Annotated in this window: 14 protein-coding genes; 8 read left to right on the forward strand and 6 right to left on the reverse strand. The window is 48.5% G+C overall.

Annotation, left to right across the window (positions count from 1 at the left end; all coding sequences use genetic code 11):
• Positions 1 to 62 precede the first annotated feature (62 nt).
• Positions 63 to 2,705, reverse strand: a complete 2,643-nt coding sequence (gene mprF / locus ACUUJN_RS02450; protein ID WP_023986739.1) for a bifunctional lysylphosphatidylglycerol flippase/synthetase MprF — start codon at positions 2,703 to 2,705, stop codon at positions 63 to 65.
• Positions 2,706 to 2,917: 212 nt separating this feature from the next.
• Here mprF and ACUUJN_RS02455 point away from each other — a divergent pair, with 212 nt between their 5' ends.
• From ACUUJN_RS02455 to ACUUJN_RS02465, 3 genes are all read left to right on the forward strand, one after another.
• The gene (locus ACUUJN_RS02455; RefSeq protein ID WP_023986740.1) at positions 2,918 to 3,679 is read left to right on the forward strand and encodes an AAA family ATPase; all 762 of its coding nucleotides are present in this window, start codon (positions 2,918 to 2,920) and stop codon (positions 3,677 to 3,679) included.
• Positions 3,680 to 3,926: 247 nt separating this feature from the next.
• On the forward strand, positions 3,927 to 5,129 hold the full coding sequence (locus ACUUJN_RS02460) for an MFS transporter (RefSeq protein WP_028541191.1): 1,203 nt from the start codon (positions 3,927 to 3,929) through the stop codon (positions 5,127 to 5,129).
• A gap of 221 nt (positions 5,130 to 5,350) precedes the next feature.
• Positions 5,351 to 6,403 carry a lactonase family protein gene (locus tag ACUUJN_RS02465; protein WP_160788593.1) on the forward strand — a complete coding sequence of 351 codons (1,053 nt, stop codon included), beginning with the start codon at positions 5,351 to 5,353 and terminating at the stop codon, positions 6,401 to 6,403.
• A gap of 119 nt (positions 6,404 to 6,522) precedes the next feature.
• Here the strand turns inward: ACUUJN_RS02465 and ACUUJN_RS02470 are convergent, their stop codons facing one another.
• Positions 6,523 to 7,479 carry an ArsR/SmtB family transcription factor gene (locus ACUUJN_RS02470; RefSeq protein WP_023986743.1) on the reverse strand — a complete coding sequence of 319 codons (957 nt, stop codon included), beginning with the start codon at positions 7,477 to 7,479 and terminating at the stop codon, positions 6,523 to 6,525.
• Positions 7,480 to 7,750: 271 nt separating this feature from the next.
• Positions 7,751 to 8,716, reverse strand: a complete 966-nt coding sequence (locus ACUUJN_RS02475) for a hypothetical protein (protein ID WP_264454256.1) — start codon at positions 8,714 to 8,716, stop codon at positions 7,751 to 7,753.
• 273 nt (positions 8,717 to 8,989) lie between these two features.
• Here ACUUJN_RS02475 and ACUUJN_RS02480 point away from each other — a divergent pair, with 273 nt between their 5' ends.
• Positions 8,990 to 9,622 carry an NAD(P)-dependent oxidoreductase gene (locus ACUUJN_RS02480; protein WP_023986745.1) on the forward strand — a complete coding sequence of 211 codons (633 nt, stop codon included), beginning with the start codon at positions 8,990 to 8,992 and terminating at the stop codon, positions 9,620 to 9,622.
• A 33-nt stretch (positions 9,623 to 9,655) separates the two neighbouring features.
• Positions 9,656 to 11,371, forward strand: a complete 1,716-nt coding sequence (locus ACUUJN_RS02485) for an NAD(P)H-hydrate dehydratase (RefSeq protein WP_484669228.1) — start codon at positions 9,656 to 9,658, stop codon at positions 11,369 to 11,371.
• On the opposite strand, the gene ACUUJN_RS02490 is transcribed toward ACUUJN_RS02485, so the two are convergent.
• Positions 11,355 to 11,849, reverse strand: coding sequence for a hypothetical protein (locus ACUUJN_RS02490; RefSeq protein ID WP_484669229.1), 495 nt, complete (start codon positions 11,847 to 11,849; stop codon positions 11,355 to 11,357). The genes ACUUJN_RS02485 and ACUUJN_RS02490 overlap by 17 nt on opposite strands.
• Before the next feature lie 170 nt (positions 11,850 to 12,019).
• Between ACUUJN_RS02490 and ACUUJN_RS02495 the strand changes: the two genes are divergently transcribed.
• Positions 12,020 to 12,856, forward strand: coding sequence for an HAD hydrolase-like protein (locus ACUUJN_RS02495; RefSeq protein ID WP_484669230.1), 837 nt, complete (start codon positions 12,020 to 12,022; stop codon positions 12,854 to 12,856).
• 171 nt (positions 12,857 to 13,027) lie between these two features.
• Here the strand turns inward: ACUUJN_RS02495 and ACUUJN_RS02500 are convergent, their stop codons facing one another.
• Entirely contained in the window at positions 13,028 to 13,978 is a 951-nt protein-coding gene (locus ACUUJN_RS02500) for a beta-ketoacyl-ACP synthase III (RefSeq protein WP_025723691.1), read from the reverse strand.
• A gap of 245 nt (positions 13,979 to 14,223) precedes the next feature.
• Here ACUUJN_RS02500 and ACUUJN_RS02505 point away from each other — a divergent pair, with 245 nt between their 5' ends.
• Positions 14,224 to 14,904, forward strand: a complete 681-nt coding sequence (locus ACUUJN_RS02505; RefSeq protein ID WP_025723692.1) for a LexA family transcriptional regulator — start codon at positions 14,224 to 14,226, stop codon at positions 14,902 to 14,904.
• A 115-nt stretch (positions 14,905 to 15,019) separates the two neighbouring features.
• Positions 15,020 to 15,826: a patatin-like phospholipase family protein gene (locus ACUUJN_RS02510; RefSeq protein WP_075153623.1), complete on the forward strand. Its 807-nt coding sequence runs from the start codon at positions 15,020 to 15,022 to the stop codon at positions 15,824 to 15,826.
• 180 nt (positions 15,827 to 16,006) lie between these two features.
• On the opposite strand, the gene ACUUJN_RS02515 is transcribed toward ACUUJN_RS02510, so the two are convergent.
• Complete coding sequence (locus tag ACUUJN_RS02515) at positions 16,007 to 17,758, reverse strand: methyl-accepting chemotaxis protein (RefSeq protein WP_023986749.1); 1,752 nt, start codon at positions 17,756 to 17,758, stop codon at positions 16,007 to 16,009.
• Positions 17,759 to 17,829: the final 71 nt, after the last annotated feature.

Raw genomic sequence — 17,829 nt, forward strand, 5'->3', positions numbered from 1 at the left:
TTGGGGAACACCCTTTTTTACGTCGTGTTAGGCTGTCAAAAGCCTTTTGGTTAGCCCTTTGTTTAGTCCGAGCGTTTGGACACGAGATATACCAGCTCCAGCGTCAGGATCGGTAGAAAGACAGAAGCCGGATAGGCCAGATAACGCGGCTCCCATTGCGGCTTGAACTTATCCTTAAAGCGCCGAAGCCCCTGAAAGCCGTAAAAATGTCCCCCGTATTGAAAAACAAGTCGAGCCAACTTTTCCTCGCGCAATGCCTTTTCACTTTGTCCTACCTGGGACAGCGGTGCCATTCCCAGATTAAATGTCGTATATCCACTCTCCTTGGCCCACTCAATGACCCGTGTGAATAAATAATCCATCGTGCCATTTGGTGTGTCAGGCAAGTGGCGCATTAGGTCAATGGAGACCGTCCGTCCATGATCATAGGCAGGGGCCATCGTAGCGAAAGCGATGACTTTTCCTTCAGAGTCCTTTAGCAATGCAATCGGCGCCAACTGAAGATAGGGCTCTTTGAACCAGCCGAGTGAATATCCCTTCTCCTTGCGCCCGTCCAGCCAAATATTCGAAACATGTCGCATCTCCTCAATCAGTGACGCCTCTAGAGGCGGTTGGATGATTTCGAACGAGTAGCCATCGCGGTCAAAGCGGTTTTTGGCGCTGCGTAGCGCTTGATTGCTTTTGCCCGTCAGTGTAAAGGATTCCAGCGGCACCAGTGCTTCCTCGCCCAGTTTGAAAAAGCGATAGCCGTTCTCGTGATAGATGGACAAATACTCCGGTGATGCCTGATAAAATACAGCCGTTAACGCATACCGATCTGCGAACCGCTGAAATTCCTGAATCGCTTCACTCACGCGTTCTTTTGGACCGAGTGGGTCACCTAATACAATCAGTTTGTCCCGACTGCGAGCATAGGGAATGACGACCTGTTCATTTTTGGTCCAATACAGATATTTATCGCCCAGAAAAAGCATGTGGGAAACGAGATTACCACCCTGTCGTTCCAAAAATTCTTTTAGCTTATCGAGCTCCTGTGCGTCGGGTAGATTGCTGATACCACGCTGAGGTCGAAGAAAGAAATACACCGTCAGGAAAACCCATGCCAAAATCAGACTAAACACGGCAGTAACTCCGTAATCGCTGCGGTTCATAAAAAAGTCCAGATGGACCTTGGCGTGCAAATGGCGCATAAACGGAGTATTGGAGCCTGCCCCAATGATAAAATAAGCCCCGGTTACGAGTAGAGATAATCCGCCCCATATTAAAATATTGTGCCGATTCAGTGGTGCACTGACCCGATAAAACCGCGAGCGCGAGATCCATAGCATTAACGCCACGAATAGTAGGAATAAGGCTTCTTCAAAATCCAGACCTTTAATGAAGGTGAAAATGGCGCCGGCCAGCAGCAGTATCAATGTCAGTCGTAATGCTCTGCGAATACGCAGAGAGATTCCATGGGACAGGACGACAAGCATAATCCCGATGATGACTGAGATTTCATGCGACAAGCGCATGACGGGCAGGCTGAGCAAATGCTCAGCAAAACGGAGCCGATATAACAGACCTGGCGTAGCTGCCGACAAAAGAAGCACCACGCCGGAGATGAGTACCAGCTTACCAAGCGCCCATACTCCTAGATCTGCCAAAAACCGGAATTGACCAGGCCAGCCCCATACCTTCTGCCACGCATTAAGGGAGTAGTCCCAGCCCGTCTCAGCTAGCTGATTCAGGCGCTCGTTACGCGGAATCATTTCCAGCGCGGCTAATACCAAGCCGATGAGCCACGGGATGATGTAATAAAAGACACGAAAGACCAGCAGCACAGCCAGTGCCCGATCTGAGTTGGCTCCCGCCATTTGCAGCCCGAGCAGGGCAATGATGTCGAATGCCCCGACCCCTCCGGGTGCAAGACTGATCAACCCGGCAATCGCGGCTATTACATAAATGCCGAACACAGCATGCATCGGCAATTCATGGAGCAAGTGCGAGCCGATCCATGCAAAGGTAAGGCCAGCCAGCAGCCATTCCAGCAGGGAAGCACTGATGGAAGCGGAGATGGTGGACCAGGAAAGCTGTCCTTCTCCCTTGTTGAACCATGTGGAGTACCGTTTGGAGCGCTGCATGATCAGAAATAGCGGCAGGTACAATGCCATTCCCCACAGCGCCCAATGAAGCCACGGATGAGCATCCAGTACAGGCTGTACCGGATACAGATGGACAATGGCTCCCCAAGCCAGCAAAGATAGTCCGGTAATGACGACTGGCGAAAGAAATACGACCGCAGAGGTGATGACACCCAACGGCACCCCGCTTTTTTTATACAGCACTGTGCGAAGTCCCGCTCCTGTAAAGCCTGCAAACCCAAAGACATTATTGAAGGTATTGGAGATCCAGGCATAGCGAAATGTCGTTCCAGGCTTGACCTGAAGCTTGAAATGATGCCTGATTACGTAATCGTATGCGCTCATAGCCGCCACGGCAGCTAGTGAGAACAAGCCAATCTCGATCAGAAAGGTGGCATCCATTCGCCGCAGCTCATGAAGCATACGCGCCAGATTAAAGTCTTTTAGTTCTCGTCCGGCCTCCCATATAATAAAAGCCAGTACAGCCAGTGGTAGCAGAATACGTGTCAATCGTTGCCTGTAGACGGTCATCACGAACTGTACGATTTTAAAGGATTGAATCGGTTTGTGATTAGATTTCATAGATTCACCTGCTTGGAAAAGAATGAGATGTACACGGAATGAAGTGCTTAGATTTCATGCCCGATGAACATTACTATATATTATACCTGTAATAATCGTTTGAATAACAACAGAAGGGTTACGAAATGGGGTTTCAGTTTGATTGCTGTAAATAATTCCAATATAATGATGGAAAACCTAGTGAATTGCTTGGCAATGGAGCTGAACTGGACATGAGTATATGGGATCGTAATCTTTTTATACGTCGCCTGGAGCTGATATGGCCTCCAGATGCTGACAAGAGCCAATATCCGTTTAACTTAAAAGCCTTACACCAGTGGAATGAACTTAAATTCCATCCTTCCGTTACCTATATTATTGGAGAAAACGGTGTAGGTAAATCGACGCTTATGGAGGCAATCGCGGTCGCGTGGGGATTTAATCCAGAGGGCGGTACTAAAAATTTTAATTTTTCTACACAAGCCACGCATTCCTCACTGCATGAGCATATCCGGCTGGTGAGAGGGATAGAAAAGCCGAGGGATGGCTTCTTTTTCCGGGCGGAAAGCTACTATAATGTGGCGACTCATATCGACGAGCTGGATCGCGAAGGTGGAGGCCCACCTATTCGAAACTCCTACGGAGGCAAATCGCTGCATGAGCAGTCGCATGGCGAGTCTTTTTTTGCTGCCTTTGTGCATCGGTTTGGAGGACAAGGATTGTATATTTTGGATGAACCGGAGGCTGCGTTATCTCCTTTGCGCCAGATGGCCATGCTTGCACGGATTCACGAGCTGGTGCAGCAGGGATCACAGTTTATCATTTCTACTCATTCCCCCATTTTGATGGCGTATCCAGATTCCATCTTGTATCATCTGACACATGAAGGGATCGACATCCGGACACTGGAGGAAACCGATCATTTTATCATCACCAAGCAATTTCTGAATAACAAGGAAAAGATGATACAGGAGCTATTCGAAGATCCACAATAGGGATCGTAGGGACCGCCAGACCGTTCCAGAAATTCACCCTGGTCGTTCGTATGAGAGGGACAACATCGCCATTTCAGGCTGTTCCTTTTTGCTGTCCTGTCAAAGGAAAGATTCAGGGTTATCGGAAGTATTTTATGATTGTTATTTGTCTCTCGCTCTATTAATATAATGAAGAGTTTTGCTGAAATGGTTGCAAAATAAGATTTTCGTATACGAAATAAAGAACCTGAGGAGGACAAAACGCAACATGTCAGATTCACAACAGTTGAAAATGGGACCGCTGGTCATTTTGATGATTAATATGTTTATTGCCATGCTGGGAATTGGCCTCATTATTCCGATCCTCCCTAAGTTTATGAGCTCCTTGGGAGGCAGTGGTGAAACGGGTGGTTATTTGGTTGCTGTGTTTGGCTTAACCCAATTCCTGTTTTCGCCGCTAGCGGGAGAATGGTCCGATAAATACGGACGTAAAAAAATGATTATTATCGGTTTGGTAATCATGACGGCTTCTTCTGTATTGTTTGCTATTGGGGAATCGTTGACCACATTGTATATCTCCCGTTTACTGGGTGGTGCAGGGGCAGCCTTTATGATTCCTCCGATGATGGCCTATATTGCTGACATTACAACGGTCCACAATCGCGGTAGAGGAATGGGGCTGTTGGGTGCCGCCATGTCTCTTGGCTTTGTGATCGGTCCTGGTGTGGGCGGTTTGCTGGCAGATATCTCGATTCGTACGCCCTTGTATGTTTCGGCGGCCGTATCGGGCGTAGCTGCACTGATTTCCTTGATTATGCTACCCGAAACCTTATCGCTGGAAAAACAGTTGAAGTTTCGGAATGTCAAGGCCAAACGGGACAATGTGATTAAACAGTTTGCCCTTTCTTTCCGCAAGCCTTACTTTATGCTGCTGATTATGATATTCACGTTAACCTTTGGACTGACACATTTTGAAACGATGTTTCCTTTCTTTGTGACGGGGAAGTTTCATTATAATGAGCGTGATATTGCTATCATTATTACCGTAGGTGCACTGGTCGGAACCGTGATTCAAGCTGTGGTAATCAGTCCGATGTTAAACCGTTTTGGCGAAAAAGGTGTCATCATCGGTTCCTTTCTGTTTTCGGCGATTTCCCTTGTGCTTATGCTGCTCTCTGGCAACTTTTATTATGTACTCGGGGTATCGCTCATCTTCTTTACCGCTACGTCGTTGCTTCGGCCAGCCATTAATACTGCTTTATCCAAAATGGCGGGGGATGAACAGGGAGTTGCAGCTGGCATGAACAATGCTTATATGAGTATTGGTAATATTCTAGGACCTGCGCTTGCGGGTACATTGTTCGAGGTGCATATCAATTTGCCATACATTTTTGGGGCAGCCATTCTCATTCTTAGTTTGGGTCTGGCTGTAAAATGGAAAAGCAGAGATACGCAAACCACAGCGGTTTAATGTTGTTCTTTTCGTGAAATTAGTCTCTTTTGGTGTGAACTGTGACGTTCTTGTGAACCGCAGATGGCGCCGAAGGAGGCTATTTTTTTTGCATACATCGCGAAACGTTAATGAAACGACAGAATCTTGGGTAATAATGCATGATGAGTTTACAACAAGACAAAAGTAGAGCTAAAAGCCAGATAATATGTAAAAAAACAGCTAGAAGGAGATGAGAGCCGATGGAAGAGCGGAAAGAGCAGTTGTTTTATACAGGAACTTATGCGTCTCGTCAGGAAAGAGGAATATATGTATGTGCTTTGCGTGTGACCAATGGTGATCTGCGCATTGTTGGAGGTGTGGAAGGAATGGAGAGGCCTTCTTTTCTCGCTCTACACCCGGATGGGACGAAGCTGTATGCTGCCAGTGAAACAGAAGGAGGCGAGCTGTATGCGTATCAGGTGAATGCCCAGACGGGGGAATTACATCCTTTGGATCGAAAAGGGACGGAGGGAGCGCATACTTGTTATGTTTCCGTAACAACCGATGGACGATATGTGCTGGCTTCTAACTATTCAGGCGGCAATGCCGTTGTGTTCCCTGCGACGGAAGCTGGAGGATTAGGAGACATGTCGGGACAAGTTCAGCATACCGGCTCAGGTATTCGCCAGGACCGCCAGGATGCGGCACATCCGCATTCGATTATTCCAGATCCTTCAGGACAGTATGCCATGGTATGTGATCTGGGACTGGACCAGATTGTGGTATACCGTTTGACGGAGGATGGAAAACTGGTGACCCATCGTGAGACAGATTTGCCACCCGGTTCTGGACCGCGTCATCTGGTTTTTCATCCTTCGCGTCCATATGCTTTTGTCGCCAATGAGTTGAACAATACAGTCGCTGTGTTTAGTTATAACGAACGTAATGGTGAGCTTACATTGCTGCAAAGCCTGTCCACACTGCCAGAAGGCATTATAGATGTAGAAAATACAGCAGCCGATATTCGGATTACGCCCTGTGGACGCTTTTTGTATGTGTCAAACCGCGGCCATGACAGCATCGTGCTATACCATGTCGATCTGGACAGCGGCAAGCTGAAGACGGTTGAATGGGTGGAAACCTTCGGCAGCACACCCCGTAACTTCAACATCCTGTCCGGTTATCTGGTAGTAGCGAATCAGGATGGAAACAACATCGTATCCTTTGCCGTCCATAGTGAGGATGGACGGCTGACCCGAACGGGATATGTGCTGGAGGTTCCTTCACCTGTATGTATTGAACCTGTTCGCTAATCGGATAGCATGTGGCAAAAGAGTACAATATAAGTGGATGAAAAATAAAACACGGCGCTTTGTTTCCCATGAAAGGCATGGGCAAAACGCCGTGTTCAGGTCTTGAAGTGGTCTAAAAGCTACTTACTGCTATCGCCAGCTTCTACCGCTACTGTTTTGGCATGATTTTCTGTATGTTTGTAGTACAAACGGAACAGGATGTCCTGATTGTAGTTACCGAATCCGGTACCGAACAGGGTAACCCCTCCAACATGCTGGGCATCATCCAATATGGCAATGCGGAATTTCCATTGCTTCTGATCAATTAGCACTTGGCTTAAAGTCACGTCGGATATCTGTTTGCCATCCATAAAGGTGCCTTCAGAGGTAACGCGAAGTCTTTTAAGGAGACCATATTGATTAATAAAATCAGGCCACCATGCAGGTGTGTATTTACCACGGTTATCCCCGAAATCCCCTGGACTGGTCCATGTACCCAAATTCACATCATTTAGGAAAAAAGTGATATCTGAAGGCCAATTATCATTGGTAAAAGGGGCCTCGGATGATAGTTCCATCGAAATTTCCAGTTCCTCAGCTTTTTGGCTGGACAGTAGGAAATTCGGCACCTTATAATCCATATAACCTTGGCTGAACCATAGAATTTTGGAATTGAAGCGCTCAGGGTCCAAGAATGAACGAGGCTCATCGAATTCACCAATGATCTTTTCGACGGTAGCCAGTCCGCAGGTCGCCTGTATTTCAAAATCTGTAAAGTGTCCGACAGAAATCTCCGTCTGATGGAATTGTCGTACATCCTGCTGGTAGCGTGGCATGGCGATTTCAATTTTGTCTGTAGCCAGTGAGCACACTTTCTGTACCCCGCCTCGTCCAGGCAGCATTTTGGTCGAAATAATGGACGCTCTCTCCAGTTTCTTGACATGCATCGTCATAATCGCACTGCTGAGCCCCAACGCTTCCGCCAGCTCACGTATATTCATAGGCTTCTCCGCAAGCAGAACAATCATGTTTAGCCGAACCTCACTGGCCAGCGCTTCATAAACGGGAAGTGATTTTTCAGAAATGTCCAGTTGCATAGTTCCTCCAATTCTAACGCACATCATAAATTGATGGTAGTTTAACATATATGGATTTTTTTCAATAATCATACATAAAAAACGATATGATTTACATTTATATAAACAATATACCCTTTCCTTGATCACTGGCACAAGCCTAACCCCTCAAAAAGCCGGAAATTGTTCAAAAAACAGGACACCCCATGAACTCTTTCTTTGTTGTTGGGATGTCCTGTGATGGTATGTGATTTGCAGGGTGGATATGGGATAGAGTCATGTGCCATTAGTGTTAGGACCGGATATGTTCTTCTGCCAAAGAAGAGGCAGCTGTTTTATCTTTATCTGCTGCGTGTACATCCTGATGTTGAGAAGCATCTGCCTTGATCAAGCCGGGGTGACCAACATAAGGACGATCACTGCGCGAGCGGCCTCGGGTAAGTCGGAAGCCAATCAAGAACAGCACAAGCTGCACAGCCAGTATGTAGGGAGACGCTTCCGGTCCGATCCATTGAAACAGAGCGACAGCGGCGATCACCATGCACAACAGGCTTGTTGGAAAATGGGATGCCGTCACGTCCAGATCATTTTGCCTGCGCAGGGTCATCAGCCGGTATACATACAGTAGGGCGATCAAGCCGGAAACGAACCTCATCCATGCACACCCTATGAGCCATGAGGCAGATTGTACAGTGTCGGGCAGACTAACATCGACATGGCTGGAGGCTATCAGTTCCACAACCAGCCTTGAGACCAACCAGACGATTCCTGCCAGCGCCAACGGACCAGCTGCTGGACGTAATAGCTTCCACAATGCTGTTCCCCAGCCCGGAGCATGAGATTCCAGCAGAACCAGACGCCGTTCCTCGATGAGTTTGTTCATTTCACGCTCCAGTGATTTGAGAAGCAATTCTCTGCGGAACGTATCACATTCCCGAAGGGATGCTTGAACCTGCTCTTGAAGGTGAGGGGTCAAATAGGGAGCAGCTTTGGCTTCCTGAAGAGCGTGGATGAGTCCGTTCTGGTACTGCTTTTCGCTGTTATTGAACCCATTCTGGGTAGCGGTTTGGAGACAACCAGCTAATCGTCCATAGATACGCAGCGATTCCTGTAATTCTTCCAGCCGCTGCTGACGCGAATTTCGAAGCTGGGCTGCACTGTGAACATACAGCCATACCAGCAAAGATAACGCCAGCAGGAAGGCAATCAGACCGGGTGAGATATATGCGGCTAACGCCGCGAAGTCCGTCGGGGACACCCGCAATCCCTCCTTCCATTGTTCTTTCTACACTATTGCACAGACTACACAGGCATTTCAAGGGCTTGTATACCTTTGACCAGGATATATGAAGTATTTTTTGGTAAAATAGACAAGATACAAGCAGGAGGGTAGATTCGGTATGGATAAAAATATAAAAATTGCAACAGAAGATCATGAGACATCGAATCGATATCTTGCACGGGTTTAAGCTGGAGATAAAACGGATAAATAACAGTAAGTAAATTATAGACAGGAAGAAGGCATATTTATATGAAAGTTATTATTTTTGGAGCAACTGGAACCATTGGTCAAGCGTTAGTAAAGGAAGCAATCAAGCGCAAGTATGAAGTGACAGCAGCGGTCCGCGACCCCCAACGTGTGACGGAGCGAAGTGAATACTTGACGGTGGTTCAAGCAGATATTCTAAATCCGAATTCCGTTACGGAAGTGGCCAAAGGGCACGATGCTATCATTAGCGCGTACGGTCCCAAGTTTGGAGAAGAGGAAGAACTGCTCGAAGCGACTCGTTCTTTGCTGGAAGGAACCCGGCGTTCCGGCGCGGAGCGCATACTTGTCGTTGGCGGAGCGGGAAGTCTGAAAACAGAAAACGGTGAACGCCTCATGGATACCGCCGAGTTTCCGGAGGAAGTGAAGCCACTGGCGGCTGCCCATGCAGATGCACTGGAGCTGTACCGCGCTGCGGATGTAGACTGGACCTATTGTAGTCCTGCCGGAATGATTGAATCGGGAAAACGTACAGGACAGTTCCGTATTGGCTTGGATCATTTGGTGGTTGACGAATTAGGCCATAGCCGTATCTCGGTCGAAGATTATGCGGTAGCCCTGATTGATGAGTTAGTAGAAGGGGAATTTGTCAATTCCCGTTTTACAGTCGGGTATTAATAAGCAGGGATAGCCATATGGGAGGCGAAAAGCATGTATATGGTGACCGCCGAAGAAATGCGGCAATTGGATCGGTACACAATTGACAGGCTGGGTATCCCGGCCCTTACGTTGATGGAAAATGCCGGGTGCGCGGTAGCTGACGAGGTATTTAAGCTATGTGCCGAGAGAAGTGGGAAGAGCAATGGCGGCTTCTCAGTAGGCACTTCTGATCTAACACGTGGGATTGAGCGTGCTGAAGTGTTAGGGCCGCAGTGGGCAGAAGAGGTTACACATACAGGGCCGGGGGATATACCGGGACATGGCGGTGTTATACGGACAGAGTCGTGGAGTCAAGGACGACATGACTTACGGGAACGAGAATACTGGTATATCCTCGTAGGTAAAGGCAACAACGGTGGTGACGGACTGGTAGTAGCCCGCCATCTAACGGATGCAGGGCTGCGCGTCACCGTTGTGTACGTCGAGCCGCCAGACACGCTGCGCGGTGAAGCGGCTGCGCAGCGCGACATCATCGTGGCTCTGGGTATCCCGGTGATCCTCTATGGCCGGGATACCCTGGACCTGCGCGGCGCCTCCGGCATCGTCGATGCCCTGCTGGGCACGGGCACGCAAGGCCCGCCGCGCGAACCCTACGCCTCGCTGATCCGCGAGGCCAATGCCAGCGGCGTGCCGCTCGTGTCGGTAGACGTGCCTAGCGGCCTCGACGCCGACACAGGTACGCTGCACGAGCCGTGCATTCGTGCGCGCGTCACCGTATGCCTCGCCTACTTGAAGCGTGGGCTCGTCCAATATCCGGGCGCCGGGACTGCAGGCGATGTGGTGGTACGCTACATCGGTATTCCACCCGGCCTTGCACGTGAGTGTGGCGTGCAGCTGCGGCTCTTGACCCGTGACACGCTGCGCGCTGCACTGGATGTGGATGTAAGCCGCAGCCGCGTGCCGGACGGGCACAAGGGCACCTACGGCCATGTTCTCGTCGCGGCCGGAAGCCTGCGCATGAGCGGCGCGGGCTTGCTGGCCGCACGTGCCGCTCTGCGCATCGGCAGCGGCCTTGTCACGTGGGCGGTGCCCGAGGCGTTGTTGCCGCGCGTCATTGGCGCCGCGCCGGAACTGATGCTCGCTGCCGCAGCAGCAGGCGGAGACGGCGAATGGAATGCCGACTCCGCAGACGAGCTGCTACAGCTCGCGCAGGTACGTGATGTACTGGCCGTCGGCCCCGGCCTCGGCCGCTTTGCAGGAGACACTGGCTGGCTGCGCCGCCTGTGGGAGGAATACGGCGGTCCGCTCGTGCTTGATGCGGACGCCTTGAACATCCTCGCCTCGGCGGGGCCTGAGCTGGAGGCTTGGAAGCCGAGAAGTGCGGCGGTCGTACTAACGCCGCACCCCGGTGAAATGGCTCGTCTGCTGGGCATACCGACAGCAGAGGTGCAGCGTGACCGCATCACCCATGCCCGGGAGTACGCCCGAACACGTGGGGTCACGCTGGTGCTCAAAGGAGCGCGCACTGTCATCGCTTGTCCCGACGGAACAGCCTACGTCAATACCACAGGCCATGCTGGGATGGCGACAGGCGGTGCGGGCGATGTGCTGACAGGCATCATCGCAGGTTTGCTGGCCCAGGGTCTGAATGCTGCGCAGGCAGCAGCCTTTGGCGTGTATCTGCATGGTGCGGCTGGAGAAACAGCCGCACGTCATCGCCAGCATCCTGCCTCTGTGATAGCTGGCGACATTATTGAAGCCCTATAGGCCATAGCAGCAGTGGCAGGAGGAAGGCCAGCATGATCTGTAATCCATATTCACGGTTCAGCCAGTACCTTCCTCCATAATACAGGAGTGTAATCCCTGCACCTGCTATGCCGTTGCTCCATGAAATGCCCGTTCCGGCAGGCGACATCAAAGAACCTAGCAGGAGAAAGACACTGAATCCTGCAGCGAGGTATAGGGTGAGCTGCTCGGGCTTACGAAGCCAGGGTAAAAGATCGCGTAGCGCATCAGCGGCAAGAGCGGCAGGAAGGGCAAAACCATAGGCCCACAGCTGCGCGGTCAGTTCACCACTATTGCCTGCTATAGTCAGAGGAATTCCTGTTATTCCCTCTGTCAGATAGCAGTAGACCCATAAGAGACCAAAAACCAATCCTCCACAGGCCAGTTTATTCAGCGCATAACAACCAAGCTCCATCCGCCAAGGCATTTTGGAATTAAATTCATTCCAAGGCTGTCTCATGTTGCGACTCCTCCTCTTATCACACTCGGTATTCATAACCAATCAAGGAATTTATTTTCAATTACAATCCGCTTACCGTTTACGACACTTCAGTTTACGTTAGCTGTGTATCATGTTCCTAAGCAAAATAAAGATTGCGGATAGCCGCGGTACGGAAAGGCGGGGATTGCATGATACAGGCGGTTATTTTTAATCTCGAAAGTACATTGTTAGACCCCGGAGGACGAGGCTTAACCCAGGGAATGCGTGACATTTTCAGATGGAAAGGTATACAGGTAACTGAAGAACAGGTATCTCATGGGCGAGGAATGCCGATCCGGGATCATATTGCGAATGTGCTGGGACTTTCAGAGGTTCGGAAAAAATGGCTGGAGTGCTTTGGTGCGCATCCTGGCAGAGCGGATATTGAGCATATTTATCTTGAGCTTGTCCCTGTTCTCCGCTCCTTGATCCAAGGGGCTGAGCCTGCTATCGGTATAGACAGGGCGCTGCAGGAGTTGCAGGATCGTCGCATTCAGTCAGGCGCCACTGCATCCTGTCCGATGGAAATACTCAGTCACAAGTTTACGCCTGCACAGTCACCCTATACGTTGGATTGTATGGTAGCCCCTTGTGAAGTTTCGCAGGGGAGGCCTTATCCGTGGATGATCTATGAAATTGCACATCGCTTGCAGGTATTCCCACTTAGCGATATTGTGAAAGTAGGAGATACAGTAGCCGATATGCAAGAGGGACGGAACGCCGGTGTATGGACGATTGGTGTGTTGAACCATAACGAAAGCGTGACGACCGCAGCTCAAACGACCAGCCATGAAGCGGATGACAGAGTGGCTGAGGAACGGCGCAGACAGAGTGTATATGGTTTGAAAAGGGCAGGAGCCCACATCGTGATGAACTCGGTCGCTGACTTGCCGCGTATTTTGCGTGAAATCGAAATGCTCCAGCATACGGGAGGCTATCCTTCTTATACGAAACAGGTGAAAACAGCCGCGCTACCTCCATCATAAGAACAGGTATGAGTCTGGAGTGCTTGAATACACACTTCTAGGTTATATGTATGCACCTACTCGGATAAAGGTGAACTCTGCTTGGCTTTCAAAACATAAAAATGGAGCACTCGCTACGTTTGCGAATGCTCCATTTTAGTTTACTCCTTTTTGTCTGTTGAACTGAAGAATTTATGCGATCTGAATAACTTGAACACCCCAGGCTAATCCTGCGCCGAAGCCAGCCAGGACGACAATATCACCAGCTTGAATTCGCTGCTGTTCCATAGCTTCCGCGAGCGCAATGGGAATAGAAGCAGCTGACGTATTTCCGTATTTTTCGATATTTATAAAGAACTTATCCAGTGGAATTTTCAACTTAACTGCCGCATGTTCAATGATTCGGATATTGGCCTGATGCGGAATGATCAAAGCAATATCATCTATGCTTAATCTTAATTCCTCCATAACTTTAGTCAGCATAGATTCCAGAATGCGCACCCCAAACTTGAAAACCTCTCGTCCATGCATTGTAATAGGCCCTGTGACGGGGGAGATCAGCATGTCTGCTCCACGTTCTTCCGAGCCAAGCAAGGAAAAAGACGAGAAAGCACCGGGATGAGATTGAAGGACAACAGCACCTGCTCCATCTCCAAATAAAACGGCGGTATTACGGTCCTGCCAATCTACGATTTTGGAGAACTTGTCTGCTCCAATCACCAGGACGTTGTGGTATGCACCCGCCTTCATCATGTCACTGCTGATCGAGAGGGCATATACAAAACCGGAGCAGGCTGCCGATAAGTCGAATGCAGGTGCGCGGCTTCCTAGCTTTTGCTTGACCAACATGGCCGTGGAAGGGAAAGCATAGTCAGGGGTGGACGTTGCCACTACAATAAGATCCACATCTTCCGATGATAATTGAGCACGGTGTAAAGCATGAGTTGCAGCCAGGACGGCAAGATCAGAGGTTTCTGCGGATGCTTCTGCGATATATCGCTGACGGATACCTGTTCGCTGAGTGATCCATTCATCGGATGTATCCAGAGATGCGGCTAATTCCAAATTGGTGAATAGTGATGCCGGTACATAGAATCCTGCACCCGTAATAGTAATGCCGTTGGGCTTGAGAGCTGATTGCATGAACGTTTCCCTCCAATAAAATAATCACACAAAAGACCGTAAAGACCAAAAAAACCAAAAAACAATATGGATAAAAATATAACACAAGCCAATTAAAAAGGAAATATGTAAAAGAGCAGCCCGCTGTGTGAGAATCAATAATCATTATGAGGCTTGCTTATATGGGTATTCAGTGCTAATATTTAGACACAAAAAACCCAAAAACGAATTCATAGAGAATTACACAGGGAGGTTACAACGCTATCGTGTCACTTACTAAACGCCGACTGCAATTTTTGCATACATTAGTGGAACTGTACCAAAAAACAAAACTACCTATTCATTATGAGGCCTTGGCTAAATCATTAGGGGTTAGTAAGTGGACGGCCTATGACATGCTGAAAGAAATTGAAAAGCTCGGGTTTATTACGCGCAGCTATGAGGTGAATACCAAGGTAACCGGACGTTCACAGGTTGTATTTGTACCTACAGATAAAGCTTCGGATTTGTTCAACCAGTCCCGGAATGAATTAGTGGATCTGGTGGATTGGAAAAAAACCGTCGAGAATATCTCGGGACTGCTCAAGGATTTGAACAATACAGGTCCCAATGAGGCGGTCCGAAAAATTTGGGCTGAAATTCCTGAAGCCAGTGTCAGAATCAATTTTTGCGCCTATATTATAGGGCTGCTTTTGATGTACTTGAAGAAGCTGGGAGGTAAAAGAGGTCCCTGGATTCAGCGGATTGTCCTTACAGCGCCAAGCAAGGAAATGGGCATGACCATGTTTGTTGGCACTGTGTTGGGTATGGCCTTACAAACGATGAACGATGAACTAGGCCTTGAAATTACGGAGCTGGTTTCCCGTTTTCTGCAATCCATTTCGGATCTTTCTGACGAGGAAAAAGGGTTGCTTTCCGATTTTCTAAGCGAGGCTTTTCATTTTTGAATATAACAGGAATGAGTCATTTGTGAGGAGAGGAAGCTGGCCTCCTTACGTTTAGTTTTTGGGTCTTTTGTGTGTTTGGACGCATGCAGTAAATACATGTAAAGGGGTTGCGTATATGCCGAAGGTAGGATTGGTTTTGGGTGGGGGAGCAGTCAGAGGACTTGCTCATTTGGGGGTACTGAGAGCGTTCGAAAGACACGGGATTCAGGTCGATTGTATCATCGGTACGAGTATGGGCGGCATTGTTGGCGGACTTTATGCGGCGGGTGTTCCTACGGATGCTCTATTGGATTGTATTAAAAAGACACCTAAATACCGCCTGTTGGATATCGGCATACGCCATCGTGGTTTAATTGGCGGTAACAGCATGAATACGGTGGTGAATGAGCTACTGCAGCAGTATGGACAGCATACGCAGAAGATTGAGGATCTTCTTATCCGTTTTGAAGCTGTTTCTGTCGATTTACTGGAAGGCAAGCAATTCATTTTTGAACAAGGTGATTTGGTGACAGCACTGCGGGCTACGATGGCGTTTCCTGGCTTATTCGCTCCTGTGATGCATGAAGGCAAGATGCTGGTCGACGGAGGGGTATTAAACAATTTGCCTGTAGAAGAGATGAGTCGGGAAGCAGATTGTTTAGTAATTGCTGTTGATGTGGCACGGGGACATGAAAAGAAGCCGCCGCGAAATATGGTGGAAGTTGTATACCGCTCTTACAGCTTGATGACCGCCGAACGAAAGCATAATAGTCTCCGGCTAGCAGACGTTGTTATTCGCCCTGAAGTCGGACATATTGCGGCGTTTGATTTTACAAAATGGCCTGAATGCGTCGAGGCTGGCGAGGAAGCGGCTGAATGCATCATGGATGAACTGAAGCCGCAAATAGCCAATCATGGGCAATCAGCACAGATGCATGTTTAGTATGTAAAGAAAAGAAGTGCCTCTTAGTCGACACGCACGCATAGATCATCTGCCACTGATCCGCTCCAGACACATCTTGTATTCATCTGTTGAAAACGCAAATGACCCGTAAAAGAAACGCTTTTTCAAAGGTTCATCTTACGAGTCACAATTCATCATGCATGGGTAATCCCTTTTTTACTATTCAGCGTTTTTCACCCGGAACTGGTCAGCATGTCGCTGCAGATTGTTTGATAGTGTGGTCAGATTGCGGGCTACTTCGGATAGTTCTTTTACCGCTAGGGCCTGCTTCTGAGCGCTTGCTGATACATCTTCTGTCATTCCGGCAGTCTGCTGTGCCGCGCTGGCTGTGTGATTTAAATGTTGATCTACGCTGTGACGTACCTCTTGCATCTCTGCCGTCAATTGAGCCAGATGTGCAGCTAACTCCTGAACTTCCTGTGAAACCTGGGTGACTTTGTCAACAGACTGTAGACATACCGAAATTTGTACTTCTTGTTCATTGACGGTCTTTATGTTTTCATCAAATTGATCACCCATTTGCTCAATTTGCTCAACAAAGCTTCTTAAGATTTCATCGATTTCACGAATCGATATGGCGGATTGCTGGGCAAGTTGTCCCATTTCATGAGCGACCACAGAAAAACCCTTGCCAGCTTCGCCTGCACGTGAGGCTTCAATAGAGGCATTAAAGGACAAAATCTGCGTCTGCTTTACGATGCCCTGTACCTGCTGACCGATGTTAGCCGCCTCGCGGGATTTTTCGGTTAACGCGTGTGACATGCGCTGCATCTGCTTGATACGCAAGGCGCTTTCTCGTCCTTTCTCTAATAACAGTTCATGCTCACTAGCTACCTGATTACGAACCTCATTGAGATGATGGGCCGTATCCGTAAATTGTTGCACATGGCTTCCGACTTCATCCAGCGTTTGTCCTAATCGATCAGATTGTTGAACCGATTCCACCGCTTGATCCGCTTGGTTAATAGAGACATCGGCAATTTGCTGGAGTGTACGGGACAGTTCCTCAGTCTGGTGGAGTGTTCCTTCCGTTGTCACGACGATATTCTCCGATGCGTGCTGGAGTGTGCTTGAACTGCTTTGAATATCCACAATCATATTCGACATGGCTTCCACCATTTTGTTCGTCAATTTGCTGATTTCGCCTAACTGATCATATGTTACTTGCGACGATGTAACCGTAAGGTTGCCGTCGGCTACTTGCTCCAGTGTATTTTTAATAAATCTCACCTGACGCAGTATCCGTCGGGTTACCAGCATCATAGCCGCAATTGAGATGATCAGAATGATGGAGATAACAGGGATAACTAATCGGTAGGCCTCGGGCAAGGTATGTTCGTATACTTCAGTCACAGAGGACAGGGATCTGTCGATTCCCAAATATCCAATGATGGTTCCATCGGTATCCTTAATGGGAGTAAAGGAGGAAAACATCGTCCCCCACTCAGGGTCCGTTGTAATATCTGTAGTTACCGTTTCCCCTTGTTTTAATTTCTCTTCCGTTTCTTTAAGGGTAAAACTTACAGGAGTTCCGAATGGACTGTAGTCTTTGTCGTCCCATGCGGCTCCATCCACTGTAATTTTCCACTCATTTCCAACCCGATTGTACATATAGATGTACAGGATTCCAGTTTGCAACCTGAGCGTATTTAACTCGTTCCGAAGCTGCTTATACTCGCTGCTTTGCTCAGATGAATTAGTGTTTAAGCTCTTGACTGCGGACTTGTCCAGTAACTGTGCCGTGTTCTTTGCCAGCGTTTCATTGTTTAGCTGCATGGTTGATAGAGAAGCATTTTGGATAGATTGATTGGTCGTCCACAGAACAATAACGCCAATCACTATTAAAGGAATGAGCAAGATGAAGTAGAGTTTGGATTGTAATCCCATTCTTTTTTTAACGCTGCTTTTCATAATATGCTCCTTACTATATTTTTTTCACCTTCATATATATCGTGTACAAATAGGAAAATATGAATAGTAAT

It is taken from the genome of Paenibacillus sp. LRG-1 (assembly GCF_057220305.1).